Source organism: Roseixanthobacter liquoris (assembly GCF_043195135.2).
Classification (GTDB): Bacteria; Pseudomonadota; Alphaproteobacteria; order Rhizobiales; family Xanthobacteraceae; genus NCEH01.
In genome coordinates this window covers 4,602,488-4,619,857 of the sequence record NZ_CM195537.1, presented here as the reverse complement: position 1 = coordinate 4,619,857, position 17,370 = coordinate 4,602,488, and the positions used below count along the sequence as shown (strand labels likewise).

General features: G+C 69.1%; 15 protein-coding genes. 10 read left to right on the top strand and 5 right to left on the bottom strand.

All coding sequences use genetic code 11. From position 1 onward, the window contains the following. The first annotated feature begins 159 nt into the window (after positions 1–159). Entirely contained in the window at positions 160–2,406 is a 2,247-nt protein-coding gene (gene ligA / locus V5F84_RS20805) for an NAD-dependent DNA ligase LigA (RefSeq protein ID WP_394041815.1), read from the top strand. Positions 2,407–2,726: 320 nt separating this feature from the next. Here ligA and recR read toward each other — a convergent pair whose 3' ends face one another. Beyond that, positions 2,727–3,332 carry a recombination mediator RecR gene (gene recR, locus V5F84_RS20800; RefSeq protein ID WP_394041816.1) on the bottom strand — a complete coding sequence of 202 codons (606 nt, stop codon included), beginning with the start codon at positions 3,330–3,332 and terminating at the stop codon, positions 2,727–2,729. A 278-nt stretch (positions 3,333–3,610) separates the two neighbouring features. After that, positions 3,611–4,105, bottom strand: coding sequence for a MarR family winged helix-turn-helix transcriptional regulator (locus V5F84_RS20795; protein ID WP_394041817.1), 495 nt, complete (start codon positions 4,103–4,105; stop codon positions 3,611–3,613). Positions 4,106–4,170: 65 nt separating this feature from the next. On the opposite strand from V5F84_RS20795, the gene V5F84_RS20790 reads away from it, so the two are divergent. Beyond that, the gene (locus V5F84_RS20790; RefSeq protein WP_394041818.1) at positions 4,171–4,653 is read left to right on the top strand and encodes a carboxymuconolactone decarboxylase family protein; all 483 of its coding nucleotides are present in this window, start codon (positions 4,171–4,173) and stop codon (positions 4,651–4,653) included. A gap of 24 nt (positions 4,654–4,677) precedes the next feature. On the opposite strand, the gene V5F84_RS20785 is transcribed toward V5F84_RS20790, so the two are convergent. Together V5F84_RS20785 and V5F84_RS20780 are read right to left on the bottom strand one after the other, a co-directional pair. Continuing rightward, a complete protein-coding gene (locus V5F84_RS20785) occupies positions 4,678–5,016 on the bottom strand; it encodes an ArsR/SmtB family transcription factor (RefSeq protein WP_394041819.1) in 339 nt (112 codons plus the stop codon). After that, positions 5,003–5,449 (bottom strand): SRPBCC family protein, encoded by a 447-nt coding sequence (locus V5F84_RS20780; RefSeq protein WP_394041820.1) that lies wholly within the window; start codon positions 5,447–5,449, stop codon positions 5,003–5,005. The genes V5F84_RS20785 and V5F84_RS20780 overlap by 14 nt, the downstream gene beginning before the upstream one ends. 224 nt (positions 5,450–5,673) lie before the next feature. Between V5F84_RS20780 and V5F84_RS20775 the strand changes: the two genes are divergently transcribed. Next, positions 5,674–6,852 carry an HPP family protein gene (locus V5F84_RS20775; protein ID WP_394041821.1) on the top strand — a complete coding sequence of 393 codons (1,179 nt, stop codon included), beginning with the start codon at positions 5,674–5,676 and terminating at the stop codon, positions 6,850–6,852. Between the two features lie 22 nt (positions 6,853–6,874). Here V5F84_RS20775 and V5F84_RS20770 read toward each other — a convergent pair whose 3' ends face one another. Next, complete coding sequence (locus V5F84_RS20770; RefSeq protein WP_394042111.1) at positions 6,875–7,810, bottom strand: LysR family transcriptional regulator; 936 nt, start codon at positions 7,808–7,810, stop codon at positions 6,875–6,877. A 170-nt stretch (positions 7,811–7,980) separates the two neighbouring features. Here V5F84_RS20770 and V5F84_RS20765 point away from each other — a divergent pair, with 170 nt between their 5' ends. The 7 genes from V5F84_RS20765 (at position 7,981) to V5F84_RS20735 (ending at position 17,359) form a co-directional block, all read left to right on the top strand. Then, positions 7,981–9,477, top strand: a complete 1,497-nt coding sequence (locus V5F84_RS20765; RefSeq protein WP_394041822.1) for an FAD-linked oxidase C-terminal domain-containing protein — start codon at positions 7,981–7,983, stop codon at positions 9,475–9,477. Between the two features lie 25 nt (positions 9,478–9,502). Further along, positions 9,503–10,711: a glycolate oxidase subunit GlcE gene (gene glcE, locus V5F84_RS20760; RefSeq protein WP_394041823.1), complete on the top strand. Its 1,209-nt coding sequence runs from the start codon at positions 9,503–9,505 to the stop codon at positions 10,709–10,711. 988 nt (positions 10,712–11,699) lie between these two features. Further along, a complete protein-coding gene (locus tag V5F84_RS20755) occupies positions 11,700–12,077 on the top strand; it encodes a DUF559 domain-containing protein (RefSeq protein WP_394041824.1) in 378 nt (125 codons plus the stop codon). Between the two features lie 459 nt (positions 12,078–12,536). After that, a complete protein-coding gene (glcF, locus tag V5F84_RS20750) occupies positions 12,537–13,868 on the top strand; it encodes a glycolate oxidase subunit GlcF (RefSeq protein ID WP_394041825.1) in 1,332 nt (443 codons plus the stop codon). Between the two features lie 149 nt (positions 13,869–14,017). Further along, positions 14,018–14,656: a thiamine phosphate synthase gene (gene thiE / locus V5F84_RS20745; RefSeq protein ID WP_394041826.1), complete on the top strand. Its 639-nt coding sequence runs from the start codon at positions 14,018–14,020 to the stop codon at positions 14,654–14,656. Between the two features lie 92 nt (positions 14,657–14,748). Then, complete coding sequence (gene aceB, locus V5F84_RS20740; protein ID WP_394041827.1) at positions 14,749–16,347, top strand: malate synthase A; 1,599 nt, start codon at positions 14,749–14,751, stop codon at positions 16,345–16,347. A 145-nt stretch (positions 16,348–16,492) separates the two neighbouring features. Continuing rightward, on the top strand, positions 16,493–17,359 hold the full coding sequence (locus V5F84_RS20735; protein ID WP_394041828.1) for a DUF2076 domain-containing protein: 867 nt from the start codon (positions 16,493–16,495) through the stop codon (positions 17,357–17,359). Positions 17,360–17,370: the final 11 nt, after the last annotated feature.

Sequence of the window (17,370 nt, the reverse complement as noted above, 5' to 3'; positions counted from 1 at the left end):
CATCTTACAGTTTAGAGACGAGAAGGCATCCCCCGCGCGCTCAGTTGCCGCGGACGCGGGGTTGGGCGAAAAGAGCAGGGCTCGGGCGCGTCGCGCCGGGTTCCGTTCGCCCCGCCCGTTTGCCCGCCCTCCGGGGCCCGCAGCGAGAAGAAACGTCGCATGCCGCGCTCAACCTCCGCCTCCGACCGCCCGCTTCGCGACCAGATCGTGGACAGCCTGACGCCAAATGACGCCGCGGCCGAACATGCGCGGCTCGCGCAGGAGATCGCCGCCCACGACGCGCGCTATTACCAGGAGGATGCGCCCACCGTCACGGATGCGGAATATGACGCCCTGCGCCGCCGCTACGAGGCCATCGAGGCGCGCTTCCCGGACCTGCGCGACACCGACAGCCTTTCGGAAAAGGTCGGCGCGGCCCCGGCCTCCAAATTCGCGAAGATCTTCCACACCGTGCCCATGCTCTCGCTGGGCAATGCCTTTTCCGACGAGGAGGTGGTGGAGTTTGTCTCGCGCGTGCGGCGCTTCCTGAACCTGCCGGCGGAGGAGACTTTGTGCTTCACCGCCGAGCCGAAGATCGACGGCCTTTCCTGCTCGCTGCGCTATGAGCGCGGCCACCTCGTCTCCGCCGCCACGCGCGGCGACGGCAGCCAGGGCGAGGATGTGACCGCCAATGTGCGGACCATTGCGGAAATCCCCCATGTGCTGAAAGGCGAGGGGGTGCCCGAGCTGATCGACGTGCGCGGCGAGGTCTATATGGACAAGGGCGATTTCCTCGCCCTGAACGCACGCCAGGAGCAGGCGGGCAAGCCGCTCTTCGCCAATCCGCGCAATGCCGCCGCCGGCTCGCTGCGCCAGCTCGATTCGGCGATCACCGCCGCCCGCCCGCTGCGCTTCTTCGCCTATGCCTGGGGCGAGGCGTCGAGCCTGCCCGCCGACACCCAGCTCGGCGTGGTGCAGGCTTTCGGGCGTTGGGGCCTGCCCATCAACCCCCTCACCATTCTTGCAGACGATGCCGCAGGCCTGCTCGCCCATTTCCGCGCCATCGGCGAACAGCGGGCCCAGCTCGGCTATGATATCGACGGGGTGGTCTACAAGGTGGACCGCCTGGATCTGCAACGCCGGCTCGGCTTCGTCTCGCGCTCGCCGCGCTGGGCGCTGGCCCACAAGTTTCCGGCCGAGCAGGCGACCACGGTCCTGGAAGACATCGAGATCCAGGTCGGTCGCACGGGCGCGCTGACGCCGGTGGCGAAGCTCACCCCGGTCACCGTGGGCGGCGTCGTGGTCTCCAATGCCACGCTGCACAACGAGGATTATATCCGCGGCATCGGCGGCGACGGCGAGCCGATCCGCGGCGGCGTCGATATCCGGGTCGGCGATACGGTGGTCGTCCAGCGCGCCGGTGACGTGATCCCGCAAGTGGTCTCGGTGGTGCTGGAGAAGCGGCCGGCGCACACCAAGGCCTATGAATTTCCGCACCATTGCCCGGTCTGCGGCAGCCTTGCCGTGCGCGAGGTGGACCCGAAGACCGGCAAGCAGGATGCGGTCCGCCGCTGCACTGGCGGGCTGATCTGCCCGGCCCAGGCGGTGGAGCGGCTGCGCCATTTCGTGTCCCGCAACGCGTTCGACATTGAGGGGCTGGGGGAGAAGCAGGCGCACGCCTTCTATGAATGGAAGCTGATCGCCGAGCCCGCCGACATCTTCCGACTCCAGGCGCGCAACGAAAAATCCCTGTCGCGGCTGGAGAATCGCGAGGGCTGGGGCAAGACTTCCGCGCAGAAGCTGTTCGCCGCCATTGAGGAGCGGCGCGCCATCGCGCTCGATCGCTTCATCTTCGCCCTCGGCATCCGCCATGTGGGCGAGACCAATGCCAAGCGCCTCGCCCGCCATTACGGCTCCATGGAGGCCCTGCGGGATGCCGCGCTTGCGGCGGAGATGCCGGAAGAGATGGAGGAAGCCGCCGCGCCCGCGCCGGATCAGGGCGAGCCGACTCCGGCGAAAGTCCGGCGCCGCAAGCCGCAGGGCAATGACGCCTGGGCGGAAATGATCAATATCGACGGCATCGGCGCGGTGGTCGCCGAGGCGGTGGTGGATTTCTTCCGCGAGCCCCACAACCAGGAGGTCGTCGACGCCCTGCTGAAGGAGGTCACGCCCCAGCCGCTGGAAGCCGTCTCCACCGGTTCGCCGGTCTCGGGCAAGACGGTCGTCTTCACCGGATCGCTGGAGAAGATGACCCGCGAGGAGGCGAAAGCCATGGCGGAACGGCTCGGCGCGAAGGTGGCGGGCTCGGTTTCCGCGAAAACCGACATCCTGGTGGCCGGTCCCGGCGCGGGCTCGAAGCTGGAGAAAGCGCGGGCGCTCGGCGTTCAGGTGATCACCGAGGAGGATTGGTTCGAGCTGGTGGGGTGAGAAAGCGCCCCGGCGCCCGCTTCCTGCGCAAAATGTTTCACGTGAAACAATGGCTTAGCAAAGACGAACGGCACGGAGAAGCGCTTTTCCGTGCCCCTTTGGGTGAAGAAACCGCCCTTTTCGCGAAAGTTCGGCCGATGACTTCGCGCGGCGTGCCAACTCTTCGGGACACATGCGGTGAGAGCGGGGAGGCGCGCCTCAGGACGGATCGACCTTCAGCGGCGCGGCGCATCGTCGAGGCGCCTGAGCGCAGATGCGCCGAGGCGCGCGCCATTGTCGTTGTCTCCCGCGGCGGCGTCAGGCCATGCCTGTCGACCCGCCTAAAGCGGGGTCCGGGCCCGCATGGCGGCGGAGAGGGTGCCTTCGTCGAGATAGGCGAGGTCCCCGCCCACCGGCACGCCATGGGCGAGGCGCGTGACCTTCACCGGCAGGTCGCGCAGAAGATCGGTGAGATAATGGGCGGTGGTCTGCCCGTCCACGGTGGCGCCGAGCGCCAGGATCACTTCCTTGAAACCCTCGGCCGCCACCCGTCCGATCAGCTTGGCGATGGAGAGGTCCTCCGGCCCGATCCCGTCGAGCGGGGAGAGCACGCCGCCCAGCACGTGATATTTGGCATGGATGGCCGAGGCCCGTTCCAGCGCCCACAGATCGGAGACGTCGGCGACCACCACCAGCACCGCCGGGTCGCGCTCAGGGTCCGCGCACACCGTGCAGGGATCGCGCACGTCGAGATTCCCGCACACCCGGCATTCGACGATCTTGCCCAAGGCGTCCTGCATGGCGAGCGTGAGGGGGGCCAGGAGGGACTCGCGCTTCTTGATCAGATGCAGGGCGGCTCGGCGCGCCGAGCGCGGGCCGAGGCCGGGCAGGCGGGCCAGGAGCTGGATCAGGCGTTCAATCTCGGGGCCGGCGACGGCACGGGGCATGGCGGGCTTTCTCAGCGCGGACGTCAGTGCGTCATGTAGCCCTGCCGCCGCTTCCGCGCCAAGGGTCCCGCCCTCGCCGGGGAGCCACGGTCGTGCACGGGCGTGTCCCGCGCATCCACGCGGGACCGCTGGTGCCGACGTTTCAAGGCTCCCGCGCGCGGCCCGGCGGGAATGGCGGGGACAGGCCCGGCCATGACGGCCGGTGAAAGAAGGACGCTCGCGCGCCCCTGCCGCCTGGCGCCGCGGCGATCCGCCGAGCCGCTGGACGTCGATCGCTCCTAGCCAAGCGGCGGGATGTCGCCGTCGGCGGCGACATCGGTCGCGACCCGCACCAGCCAGCGTCGCACCACGCTTTCCTCTTCCGGGGACAGGCCGGCGGCCATGCGCGCTTCGAGCGGCGCGGTGCGGGCGCGGCATTGGACCAGCAGGGCCTCGCCCGCGGGCGTGACGTTGAGGCTGATGGCGCGGCCGGCGGCGGGAGCGGTTCGGGTGAGGGCGCCGTCGCGCTCCAGATTGCGCACGATCACGGTGAGGGTCTGCGGCGTGAGCAGGGCGAGCCGGGCGATCTGCGCCGCCGCCTGTCCGGGATAGGCCTTCACCAGGGTGAGGACGAGGAATTGCGGCGCCGTCAGGCCGAGATCCGCCAAGGCCTGCTGCAAGGCGTGGCTGGACGCCGCGTTCGCCTGGCGCAGCAGATAGCCAAGATAGCCGTCCACGCCGCGCTTGCGCTCGCCCGGGCGCGGCAGGGCGGAGGAGAGAGTCTTGCCCTCCATATCAGACCTCTTATATACACGCCGATATCAGTCCTCTGATATGCACGATGGAGCCTGAGACGTCCATGTCCGACCCGAATACGCACGCCCCCCGCATCTCGCCCGCCAGGGCCTATGGTCTCGCCAAGCCGGTGCTCGCCGCGATCACCGACCTCAGCGCCGCCGTGAAGGCCTGCGGGCTTGAAAATTCCCTGCTGGAACTGGTGAAGCTGCGGGCCTCGCAGATCAACGGCTGCGCCTATTGCGTGCAGATGCATGCGGTGGACGCCCGCAAGGAGGGGGAAACCGAAGACCGGCTGCAATTGCTGGCGGTGTGGCCGGAAGCCCCGGTCTTCACGCCCCGCGAGCGGGCGGCGCTGGCCTGGACCGAAGCCCTCACCCGCCTTTCCACCGGCCCGGTTTCCGACGCCCTCTATGCCGAGGTGAGCGCAAACTTCTCGGAGGCCGAGATCGTCAACCTCACGGCGGCCGTGGGTCTCATCAATATGTACAACCGCTTCGGCGCGCCGCTGCGCTATCCCCCGGCGGTGTCCAAGGTCGCCGCCTGAGCGCCGGCCTTTCCGCTCGCGCCCTCACCGCTCGACGAACGCGCTGAGCCGCGCCAGCGCGTCGTCCCATTGGCGGGAGACCTCTTCGAGATAGGCGCGGGCGGCGTCCACGGTTTCGGGGCGGAAGGCGAACCGGCTTTCCCGCCCCACCCGCACGCTGCGCACGAGGCCGGCTTCCTCCAGCACCCGCAGATGCTTGGTCACCGCCTGCCGGGTCAGTGCCGTGCCTGCCGACAGGCCGGAGATGGAGCGCGCCTCGCCATCGCTCAGCCGGCTCAGCAGGGCGAGGCGCGTGTGATCGCCGAGGGCGGCGAACACCGGAACCGGGTCGCCCCCGGCGGTGGAAAGGCTAGCGTTCGACATGGGCCTGGATGTTCCCCATCTGCGCGGTCCAGCCCCGTTCGTTCATGCGCAGGGCGTCGGGCCTGCGATGGGGCGGCAGGGCGTCGAAGCCGGTTTCCGTGACGGTGAGGCGGGTGCCCCCCGCGATCGGGGCGAGGCGGAATTCCACCAGCGTCGGCGTCTCGCCGGAATAATCCACCCCGGCTTCGATGGCATAGGGATGCCATGTGAAGGAGAACAGCCGGGGCGGCTCCATCTGCTTCACGGTGGCGTTCCAGCGCACATGTTCATAGCCGGGAACGGTCATCTGGCCCGTGGAGGGCGCGCCGGGGACGAACGGCCCGTCCAGCTTCACGCGAAACCAGGCGCCGAACGCCTCATGGTCGGTGAGGGCGTGCCAGACCTTTTCGACGGGCGCCTTCAGATCGATGGTCTTCTCGATGGAATTGGACATAGGCAACCTCCTGGTTGCCTGATCATCTCCAATCTTCGAAAATACGCAACTATAAAGTTGCGGTTTTAGTTTCGAACGCGGCCGGGCGCCGTGCCGCTGAAAATACTGCATGCCACCAATTGCCTGTCGCCTGCGCAAATTGCTAAAACTTTGGGCAACGCGGACCGGTCGCCGGCCGGTCTTTCGTCCGCGCCTTCACAGCGCGGCCCGCCAAGGATGGCGCCATGCTTCCGATCCTCGCCTTCCTCAAGCGCCTGCTGCCGGCGCTCACCCCGGTCAGCAATGTGGAACGCCTGCGCGCCGCCTGCGGGGCCGGGCTCGGCCTGTTCCTCACCGGCTTCATCACCCAGCTCGCGCTCGGGCCGGTGGACAATCTGGTGCTGCTGATCGCGCCCATGGGGGCGTCCTCGGTGTTGCTGTTCGCCGTGCCGTCGAGCCCGCTGGCCCAGCCCTGGTCGATCCTCGGCGGCAACCTCGTGGCGGCGCTGGTGGGCGTCACCGCCGGAATTCTCATTCCCCATCCCTATCTCGCGGCGGGGGTGGCGGGCGGCGTCGCCATCGGCCTGATGCTGGTGCTGCGCTGCCTGCATCCGCCGAGCGGCGCGGTGGCGCTCACCGCCGTGCTGGGCGGCCCGGCGATCCATGCGCTCGGCTATCAGTTTGTGCTCTGGCCCGTGGGGATCAATTCCCTGCTGCTGCTCGGCTGCGCGCTCGCCTACAACAATCTCACCGGCCGCCGCTATCCCCAGCTCGCCCCGGTCGCGGCGCCGCCCGGCGATCCCGGCCGCGCCAAGGACCGCGTCGGCTTCTCCGCCGCCGATCTCGACGCGGTGCTGAGGCAATATGGCGAGGTGATGGATATCGACCGCAACGCCCTCGAAGCGATCCTGCGGCAGGCCCAGACGCGCGGCTATCTGCGCCGCACGGGGGAGGTCACCTGCGGCGACATCATGACCCGCAACGTGCTGGCGGTGGCGCCGGAAACCCCGCTGCGCGAGGCTTTGGAGCTGCTGCGCGGCCACCACATCAAGGCCCTGCCGGTGACCGACGAGAAGGCCCATGTGGTGGGCATCGTCACCCAGACCGATCTGCTCGACAAGGCAGACTGGGGCCGCAACGGGCCGCATATGGGCCTCGCCCGGCGCCTGAAGCAGGGCCTCAATGCCGGGCGCGCGCCGGACGCCAGCGTCGCCGACATCATGACCGCGCCGGTCAGATCCGCGCGGCCCGACACGCCGATCGCTAATCTCATTCCCATGATGCTGGATGCCGGCCTGCACCATCTGCCGGTGATGGACGCCCATCTCCAGCTCGTGGGCATCGTCACCCAGACCGATCTGATCGCCGCCTTGTTCTACGGCAATCTCGCCGGCCGCCTCGCGCCGAGCCGCATGCCGGGGTGAGGCGCGTCGTTCGCGGGGCCGCTCAGGCCACGGGCGCGGGCGCGAGCACCTGTTCCAGCCCCTCGTCCCAGGGCGGGACGGAGCCGTAGAGCGCGGCCAGATGGTCGATGAACACCCGCACCTTCTGCGGCAGGAAGCGCCGGCTCGGATAGACCGCGAACACCCCCACGCGATGGGAGGCGTGGAAATCACGCAGCACCACCTGAAGCGCGCCGCTGCGCAATTCCGGCCCCACGTCCCAGGTGGAGCGCAGCGCGATGCCGACCCCCGCGAGCACCGCTTCGCGCACCACCTCGTTGGAATTGGTGCGCAACGGCGAATAGACGCGCTGGATCACCGGCCCGTCGGGGCCTTCCAGCCGCCAGGGGTCCTGCCCATGGGTGGCGAGCAGGGTGTGGTCGGCAAGATCGGCGAAGCTCGCCGGCACGCCGGCGCTTTCAAGATAGGCCGGACTTGCGCACAGCACGCGGTGCACCGGCGCGAGGCGGCGGGCGACCAGGCTGGAATCGTTCAGGTCGGCGATGCGCACCGCGATGTCGAAGCCATCCCCGACGATGTCCACGAACGCGTCGGAGAGTTCGAGATCGATGGTCAGGTCCGGGTTGGCGGACAGCAGCGGCCCGAGATGGGGCGCGATATGCATGCGCCCGAACGAGGTGGGCGCCGACACCCGCAGCAGCCCGCGCGCCTCGGTGGAGCGGCGCGACAATTGGGTTTCCGCCTCCTCGATCGAGGCGAGGATCGCCACCACCCGTTCGTAGAAGCCTTGCCCCGCCTCGGTCAGCGTCACCTTGCGGGTGGTGCGCTGGAACAGGCGCGCGCCGAGCCGGTCCTCCAGCCGCTGCACCCGCTTCGACACCACGGGCGGGGAGAGGCCCAATTCGCGCCCGGCGGCGGAGAGGCTGCCGGCGGTGACGATGCGGGCGAAGATTTCCAGATCCCCGAGATTGCCGATCATCGGCCGGGGTTCGGCCGTGGGGCGGCGGGTCTGGCCCGGACGGCTGGGGAGGCGACGTATTGTTTCCATTGCTGTTTTCATTTTAGCCGCAACGGAAATAATCCGCGACCGCTTTTCACTGCAAACCGATTATACTGGTAAAAAAAGGAAACGGTTCAAGGGATGCCGCAATGACGAGCCTCAGGCTTCCGGCAGCGGACGAGACGACCCTCGCCAATCGCGAGACGATCATCGCCGATCTGCGCGCCATCGTGCCCGGCGAAGGCGTGATCGCGCATGAAAAGGAAATGCGGCCCTACGAATCCGACGGGGTGACCGCCTATAAGCAATTGCCGCTCGTGGTGGTGCTGCCCAGCACCACGGAGCAAGTCTCCCGCGTGCTGAAATATTGCCACGACAACAATGTCCGCGTGGTGCCGCGCGGGGCGGGAACCTCGCTGTCCGGCGGCGCCCTGCCGCTCCAGGACGGCGTGCTGCTCGCCATGGGCAAGTTCAACAAGGTGCTGGACATCGATTTCGCCAATCGCTGCGCCGTGGTGCAGCCGGGCGTGACCAATCTCGGCATCACCCGCGCCGTGGAACACGAGGGCTTCTATTACGCCCCCGACCCCTCCTCGCAGATCGCCTGCACCATCGGCGGCAATGTGGGCGAGAATTCCGGCGGCGTGCATTGCCTCAAATACGGGCTCACCACCAATAATGTGCTGGGCGTCGAGCTGGTGCTGATCACCGGCGAGATCGTGCGGCTCGGCGGCAAGCATCTCGACCCCGGCGCGCTGGACCTGCTGGGCGTCATCGTCGGCTCCGAGGGGTTGCTGGGGGTGGTGACGGAAGTCACGGTGCGGCTGCTGAAGAAGCCGGATACGGCGCGCGCGGTGCTGGTGGGCTTTCCCACCTCGGAGGATGCGGGGGAATGCGTCGCGCGCATCATCAGCGCCGGCATCATTCCCGGCGGCATCGAGATGATGGACCGCGACGCCATCGCCGCCGCGGAAGCCTTCGTGAACGTGGGCTATCCGCTGGATGTGGAAGCCCTGCTGATCGTCGAGCTGGACGGGCCGGAAGCGGAATGCGCCCATCTGCTGGAGGAGGTGGCGGCCATCGCCAAGGGCTGCAACGCCTCCACCCTGCGCGTGTCGCAGACCGAGGACGAGCGGCTCGGCTTCTGGGCGGGGCGCAAGGCGGCCTTCCCGGCGGTGGGGCGCCTCTCGCCCGATTATCTGTGCATGGACGGCACCATTCCGCGCCGGCAATTGCCCCTGGTGCTCTCGCGCATGCGGGAGATGTCGGCGCACTATGGCCTGCGGGTGGCGAACGTGTTCCATGCCGGCGACGGCAACCTGCACCCGCTCATTCTCTATGATGCGAACAAGCCGGGCGAATTGGATGCGGCGGAATCCTTCGGGTCCGACATCCTGCGCCTGTGCGTGGAGGTGGGCGGCGTGCTCACCGGCGAGCATGGCGTTGGCGTGGAAAAGCGCGATCTGATGCCGACCATGTTCAACGAGGTCGACCTCGCCCATCAGCAGCGCCTGAAATGCGCCTTCGACGATCAGAGCCTGCTCAATCCCGGCAAGGTGTTCCCGACCCTCAATCGCTGCGCCGAGCTCGGCCGCATGCATGTGAGCGGCGGGCAGGTGCCGTTCCCCGACATTCCCCGTTTCTGAGCGGCCGTCACGGCCAGGAATCCGCATGTCAGATATCGTGAAAGTTGAGGACGAGGCGCAGATCGCCGAGGCGGTGGTCGCGGCGCTCGGCGAGAACAAGACGCTGGAAGTGGTCGGCCACGGCTCCAAGCGCGGCCTCGGCCGGGCGAGCCAGACCGACCGCACGCTCGATGTCTCCGGCGTGCGGGGCGTCACCCTCTATGAGCCGGGCGAACTGGTGCTCTCCGCCCGCGCCGGCACGCCGATCGCGCAGATCGAGACCATGCTGGCCGAGAACGGGCAGATGATGGCGTTCGAGCCCATGGATTGCGGCCCGCTGCTCGGCGGCCCCGCCGGCGCGGGCAGCATCGGCGGCGTGTTTGCCTGCAATCTCTCCGGCCCCCGGCGCATCAGCCATGGCGCGGCGCGCGACCATGCGCTCGGCGCGCGCGCGGTCTCCGGGCGAGGCGAGGTGTTCAAATCCGGCGGGCGGGTGGTGAAGAATGTCACCGGCTACGACCTGCCGCGCCTGCTGGCCGGCTCCTACGGCACGCTCGGGGTGCTGAGCGAAGTGACGCTGAAGGTCATTCCCCGCCCGCCGACGCAGGAGACGCTGGTCGTGTTCGGCCTCGACGCGGAGGCGAGCGCGCGCGCCATGAGCGCGGCCATGGGCTCGTCCTGCGAGGTGTCGGCGGCCGCCTCCATTCCCGCCGCGGTCGCCCCGCGCCTGCCGCAGCTGGAGAGCGACCGCTCCGTGGTGGCCCTGCGCCTGGAGGGGTTCGAACCCTCGGTGAAGGCGCGGCGCGCCATGCTGATCCGCGTGCTGATGCCGTTCGGCGGGGTCGAGGTGCTTGATGCGGAGGCCTCGGCGGGGCTGTGGGCCGGCGTGCGCGACGTGCTGCCGTTCACCCAGGCGCGGGAGCGCGCGGTGTGGCGCATCTCCACCGCTCCCATGGCCGGGCCGCATCTCGCCGCCGAGCTTGCGGCCGCTCTCGATGCCGAGGCGTTTTGCGACTGGGCCGGCGGGCTGGTGTGGGTTCAGATGCCCGACGCGCTGCCGCAGGCGGAGGCCGTGCGCGCGCGCCTCGCGCCTCATGGCGGCCACGCGACCCTGGTGCGGGCCGATGCGGCGCAGCGCGCCGGCGCCGTCTTCCAGCCGCTCGCCCCCGCCCATGCCGCGCTAAGCCAGCGGGTGAAGGCGAGCTTCGATCCCAAGGGCCTGCTCAACCCCGGCCGCATGTATGCGGGGGCGTGAGATGGGGGCGCGCGTTCAGCCCGAGGGGGATCTCATTTTCGCAGCTTCGGGGCCTGCGGCGGTGATACCCCCCTCCCAACCCTCCCCCGCAAGGACAGAGGGCTTTGATCCAGGATTAGCGGAGGGGGCCGATGGCTGAGAACAACGCGCCCCCTCCCCCCTTGCGGGGGAGGGCGGGGGAGGGGGGTAGAGCGCCCGCCCACCGGCCTGTCCCTGCATCTTTGAAAGCGAACGCAAAAGCCTCCCCCACAAGGGGAGAGGGCTTCGATGCGGGAGTGCGGGAGGCGGCCGATGACTGAACGAACCGCGCCCCCTCCCCTCGCGCGGGGCATGTCCGCGACTGCGGCAGCGATACCCCCCTCCCAACCCTCCCCCTCAAGGGGGGAGGGCTTTGAGCCGGGATTAGCGGAGGGGGCAGATGGCTGAGAACAACGCGCCCCCTCCCCCCTTGCGGGGGAGGGCTGGGGAGGGGGGTGGAGACCCCGCCCACCGGCCCGTCCCTGCATCTTTGAAAGCGAACGCAAAAGTCTCCCCCACAAGGGGAGAGGGCTTCGATGCGGGAGTGCGTGAGGCGGCCGATGACTGAACGAACCGCGCCCCCTCCCCTCGCGCGGGGCATGTCCGCGACTGCGGCAGCGATACCCCCCTCCCAACCCTCCCCCTCAAGGGGGGAGGGCTTTGAGCCGGGATTAGCGGAGGGGGCAGATGGCTGAGAACAACGCACCCCCTCCCCCCTTGCGGGGGAGGGCTGGGGACGGGGGTAGAGACCCCGCCCACCGGCCTGTCCCGCCATCCTTGAAAGCAAACGCAAAGACCTCCCCCACAAGGACAGAGGGCTTTGATCCAGGATTAGCGGAGGGGGCCGATGGCTGAGACCAACGCGCCCCCTCCCCCCTTGCGGGGGAGGGTAGGGGAGGGGGGTGGAGCGCCGGCCCACCGGCCCATCCCGCCATCCTTGAAGGCGAACGCAAAAGCCCTGCGCCGCGCGATGACCGATGCCGAGCGCAAGCTTTGGTCCCATCTGCGGGCGCATCGCTTCACTGGCCTGTCGTTTCGCCGCCAGGTGCCGATGGGTGCCTATATCGCGGATTTCGTCAGCCATGGGGCGCGGCTGGTCGTGGAGCTGGATGGCGGGCAGCACGCCGTGCAGCAGGATCGCGATCGGCGGCGTGACCAGTGGTTCCAGGCGCAGGGCTATCGCGTGGTGCGCTATTGGAATGGCGATGTGATGTCGAACCTCGACGGGGTGCTTGAGGATCTCGCGCGGTGCATGTCCGCGACTGCGGCGGCGATACCCCCCTCCCAACCCTCCCCCGCAAGGGGGGAGGGCTTTGCTTCGGGATTGCGGGAGGCGGCCGATGATTGAGACCAACGCGCCCCCTCCCCCCTTGCGGGGGAGGGCTGGGGAGGGGGGTAGAGACCCCGCCCACCGGCCCGTCCCTGCATCCTTGAAGGCGAACGCAAAGACCTCCCCCGCAAGGGGAGAGGGCTTCGATGCGGGAGTGCGGGAGGGGGCAGATGGCTGAACGAACCGCACCCCCTCCCCCCGTGCGGCGCATGTCCGCGACTGCGGCGGCGATACCCCCCTCCCAACCCTCCCCCGCAAGGGGGGAGGGCTTTGGTCCGGGATTGCGGGAGGCGGCCGATGATTGAGACCAACGCGCCCCCTCCCCCCTTGCGGGGGAGGGCAGGGGAGGGGGGTGCCCCGTCCCGCAGGAGGGAGAGGGGCATTCCGTCCCGCAGGAGGGAAGCGAGCGTTCCGTCCCGCACCGAGGGCGGTGTCCCGCTCCGTCGTACAACACTCCGCCGCCAAGGCTAGCCACCCATGCAAACCAATTTCTCCCTCGCGCAACTGGCCGATCCGCACATCGTGGAGGCGGACAAGATCCTGCGGGCGTGCGTCCATTGCGGCTTCTGCACGGCCACCTGCCCCACCTATGTGCTGCTGGGCGACGAGCTCGACAGCCCGCGCGGGCGCATCTACCTCATCAAGGACATGCTGGAGAACGCGCGGCCGGCGAGCGAGGAAGTGGTCAAGCACGTGGACCGCTGCCTCTCCTGCCTCTCCTGCATGACCACCTGCCCTTCGGGCGTGCACTACATGCATCTCGTGGATCACGCCCGCGATCATATCGAGCAGACCTACAAGCGCCCGGTCTTCGACCGGCTGAACCGCGCCTTGCTGGCGGCGGTGCTGCCCTATCGCAACCGGTTCCGCCTGGCCCTGCTGGGGGCGGCGATCGCCAAGCCGCTCGCGCCCCTGTTCCAGGCGGTGAAGCCGCTGCGGCCGCTGGCCGCCATGCTGCGCCTCGCGCCAGGCCTGCCGCACGGGCCGGCGCACAGCACCCTGCCCGGCGTGTTCCCGGCGCAGGGGCCGCGTCACAAGCGCGTGGCGCTGCTCGGCGGCTGTGCCCAGCCGGTGCTGCGCCCGGAGATCGACGAAGCCGCCATGCGCCTGCTCAATCGTTTCGGCGTCGAGGTGGTGCGGGCGAAGGGCGAGGGCTGCTGCGGTTCGCTGGTGCATCACATGGGCCGCGAGGAACAGGCGCTCGCGCTTGCCCGCGCCAATGTGGACGCCTGGACCGCCGAGATCGAGGGCGAGGGCCTGGACGCGATCCTGATGACCGTGTCCGGCTGCGGCACCACCATCAAGGATTATGGCTACATGCTGCGCCTCGATCCGGCCTATGCGGAGAAGGCGGCGAAGGTCTCGGCGCTGGCCAGGGACATTTCCGAGTTCGCCGCCACGCTGCACCTGCCGGCCGCCATGGCCCCCATGGATCATCGGGTGGCCTATCACGCCGCCTGCTCGCTCCAGCACGGGCAGAAGGTCAAGGGGCCGCCGGTGCAGATGCTGCGCCATGTCGGCTTCGAGGTGGCCGAGCCGTTCGAAAGCCACATCTGCTGCGGCTCGGCGGGCACCTACAACATGCTCCAGAGCGAGCTGGCCGGGCAGTTGCGCGACCGCAAGGTGGCCCATCTGGAGAAGTTGGCGCCGCAGATCATCGCCACCGGCAATATCGGCTGCATGACGCAGATCGGCAGCGGCACCGATATTCCGGTGGTGCATACGGTGGAATTGCTGGACTGGGCGACCGGCGGTCCGGTGCCGGGGCCGCTGGCGCGGGCGGGGATGGGCGCGGCGCGGGCGGCGTGAACCGGCCCCCTCGACTGTTGCCGCCGCAGCGAAGCACTGTTGCCCCGCTGACACTTAGACTTCCGTCGCGCTCGGCATAGGTGCGTAAGGCGCGATGGGCTAAACCCATGGCGCCGGCGCGGATGCCGCACCCTGTCGAGAGAGACCTCATGTCCCCCATGTTCGACCTCTCCCTGTATCTGGTCACCGATCCCGCCCAGACCGCCGCACGCGGGCTGCTGGCCACCGTCGAACAGGCGGTGCAGGGGGGCGTCACCATCGTGCAGCTGCGCGATCCGCACGCGAAGGGCCGCACCCTGGTGGAGCAGGCGCGGGCGCTGAAGACGCTGCTGTCGCCCCACGGCATTCCCCTCATCATCAACGACCGGGTGGACGTGGCGCTGGCGGCGGACGCGGACGGCGTGCATCTCGGCCAGGACGACATCGACCCCGCCGCCGCGCGCGGCGTGCTCGGGGCCGGGCGCATCCTCGGCCTCTCCGTGGGTTCGCCGGCGGAGCTCGCCGTCTCCGATCTGTCGGGGGTGGATTATGTCGGCGTGGGTCCGGTGAACGCCACCGGCACCAAGGGCGATGCCGGCGGCGCCATCGGCGTCGCGGGCCTTGCGGCCCTGCGCAAGCTCATCTCCCTGCCGCTGGTGGGCATCGGTGGCATCGATGCGGCGTGCGCGGCCGATGTGATCCGGGCCGGGGCGGACGGCATCGCCGTGGTGTCGGCCCTATGCAAGGCGGCCGATGTGGCCGCCGCCGCGCGCGAACTCACGGCGATCATCGCCGCCGCCCGCGCCTGAGGATTTTTCCCGCCGGATCGCGCCTCAGGCGCACCGGCGGCGTTCCCGTCCCGGGACAGCTGTTTGTTTCGTTCCCATAGGAGACCGACATCATGTCGACCCCCACGCTGCCTACCGGCCTTGTCATCACCGGCGCGCTCGGCCCGCGCTATGAGGAGATCCTCACCCCCGAGGCGCTCGCCTTCGTCGCCGAACTGCAGCGCAATTTCAACGCGACGCGCCTCGCTTTGCTGGAGGCCCGCACGGCCCGGCAAGCCCGCTTCGATGCCGGCGAACTGCCCGATTTCCTCCCCGAGACCCAGGGCATCCGCGCCGCCGAATGGCGCATCGCGCCCCTGCCGCAGGACCTGCTGGACCGGCGCGTGGAAATCACCGGGCCGGTGGACCGCAAGATGATCGTCAACGCGCTGAATTCCGGCGCCAAGGTGTTCATGGCGGATTTCGAGGATGCCTCCTCGCCCTTCTGGTCCAACATGATCGAGGGCCAGATCAACCTGAAGGATCGCTGGGCCGGCGCGATCGACTTCCATGATCCCTCCAACAGCAAGGACTACAAGCTCGGCGAGACCCCGGCGGTGCTGATTATCCGCCCGCGCGGCTGGCATCTGCCGGAGGCCCATGTGGAGGTGGACGGCGCGCCGGTCTCCGGCGCCCTGTTCGATTTCGGCCTCTATGCCTTCCACAATGCCAAGGCGGCGCTGGCGCAGGGCTCCGGCCCCTATTTCTATCTGCCCAAGACCGAGAGCCACCTGGAAGCGCGGCTGTGGAACGAGGTGTTCACCTTCGCCGAGGCGCGCATCGGCCTGCCGGCCAATTGCATCAAGGCCACGGTGCTGATCGAGACCCTGCCGGCGGTGTTCGAGATGGACGAAATCCTCTACGAGCTGCGCGACCATGTGGCGGGGCTGAACATCGGCCGCTGGGACTACATCTTTTCCTTCATCAAGCGGCTCGGAAAGAATGCCCGCTTCCTGACCCCCGACCGGGGCCGCATGGTGATGAGCGAAGCCTTTCTCAAAGCCTATGGATCGCTGCTGGTGAAGACCTGCCATCGGCGCGGCGCGTTCGCCATGGGCGGCATGGCGGCGCAGATTCCGGTGAAGGGGGATGCGAGCGCCAACACCGCCGCCTTCGCCAAGGTGCAGGCGGACAAGGAGCGCGAGGCGGGCGAAGGGTGCGACGGCACCTGGGTCGCCCATCCCGATCTGGTGAAGGTGGCGCAGGAGGTGTTCGACCGCCTCATGCCCACGCCCAACCAGCTCCAGCGCATGCGGCAGGACGTGGGCGTCGGCCGCGACGACCTGCTGGTGATGCACCAGGGCGCGCGCACGGAAGCCGGGCTGCGCGAGAATATCCGCGTCGGCGTGCAATATATCGAAGCCTGGCTGCGGGGACGCGGGGCGGTACCGCTCTATAACCTCATGGAGGATGCCGCGACCGCCGAGATCAGCCGCGCGCAGATCTGGCAATGGATCCATCTCGGCGCAACGCTGGAGGATGGCCGCACGGTGACGGGCGACCTGTTCACCGCGCTGCTGGACGATGAAATGGCCAAGCTGCGCGAAACCCTCGGTCCCGACGTCTATGACAAGGGGCGGTTCCCCGAGGCGATCAAGCTGTTCGCCGACATGACGCTGGCGCCGCAGTTCGAGGAATTCCTGACTTTGCCGGCTTATAAACTGATCGCCTGAGGCCGTCCCAGGCCAGCCGCCCGGACACCATTTCCGGGCGGCTGGCTCTACCTTACGTAACGTTACAAAAAATTCATGGGCGACGGCCCTTCTTCCGCCGCGTGCGCCGCCTCATATGCAGATCGGTCAACAACCGGAGGCGGAGATGACTCCCGAGGAACGTGCGCTTATTGACGGCCTGTTCGATCGCATGCGCGGCCTGGAGGGCCAGCCGCGCGATCGCGAGGCTGAAGCGCTGATCGCCCAGCGTCTGGCCGAACTGCCCCATGCGACCTATGCCCTGGCGCAGACCGTGCTCGTGCAGGAACATGCGCTGACGCAGGCCTCCGCCCGCATCCAGGAATTGGAACAGCAGGCCCGCGAGGCCGCGGCCGCGCCGCAGGAAAGCACCAGCTTCCTCGGCGGCCTGTTCGGTGGCGGCCGCACCTCGGTGCCCACCGCCGGCGCGCGCCCGGCTGCCGGCGCGCCCAGTTCCGCGCCCGGTGGCGCCCCGATGGGCCTTCCGCCCCAGGTGAACACCGCCGGCCAGCCCAATTCCGGCGCCTGGGGCCAGCAGAATTATGCCCAGCAGGGCTATGGCCAGCAGGGCTATCCCCAGCAGGGCGGTTATCCCCAGCAGGGCGGTTATCCCCAGCAGGGCGGTCCCTGGGGCGGCCAGCAGCGCGGCTTCGGCGGCGGCGGTGGTTTCGGCGGCGGCGGCTTCCTCCAGGGGGCGCTCGCCACGGCGGCGGGTGTCGCCGGCGGCGCCCTGCTGTTCGATGGCATCAAGGGCCTGATGTCGGGCGGCACCGGCCCCGTCGCCCAGCAGGCGGCGGCGCTGGAGACCCCGAAGGAAACCCCGGCGGCGGCCGACACGGGCAATCTCGGCGCGGACGCCCAGACCGCGCTCGGCGGCGATCCGGGCGCATCCTCGGACGGCGGGTGGAACACCGCCGACGCGCAGGACGCCGGCTACGACAACAATGACGACGGCGGCTGGAGCGACGGCGGCTCGGATGATTCCTGGGCCTGACCCATCACGCA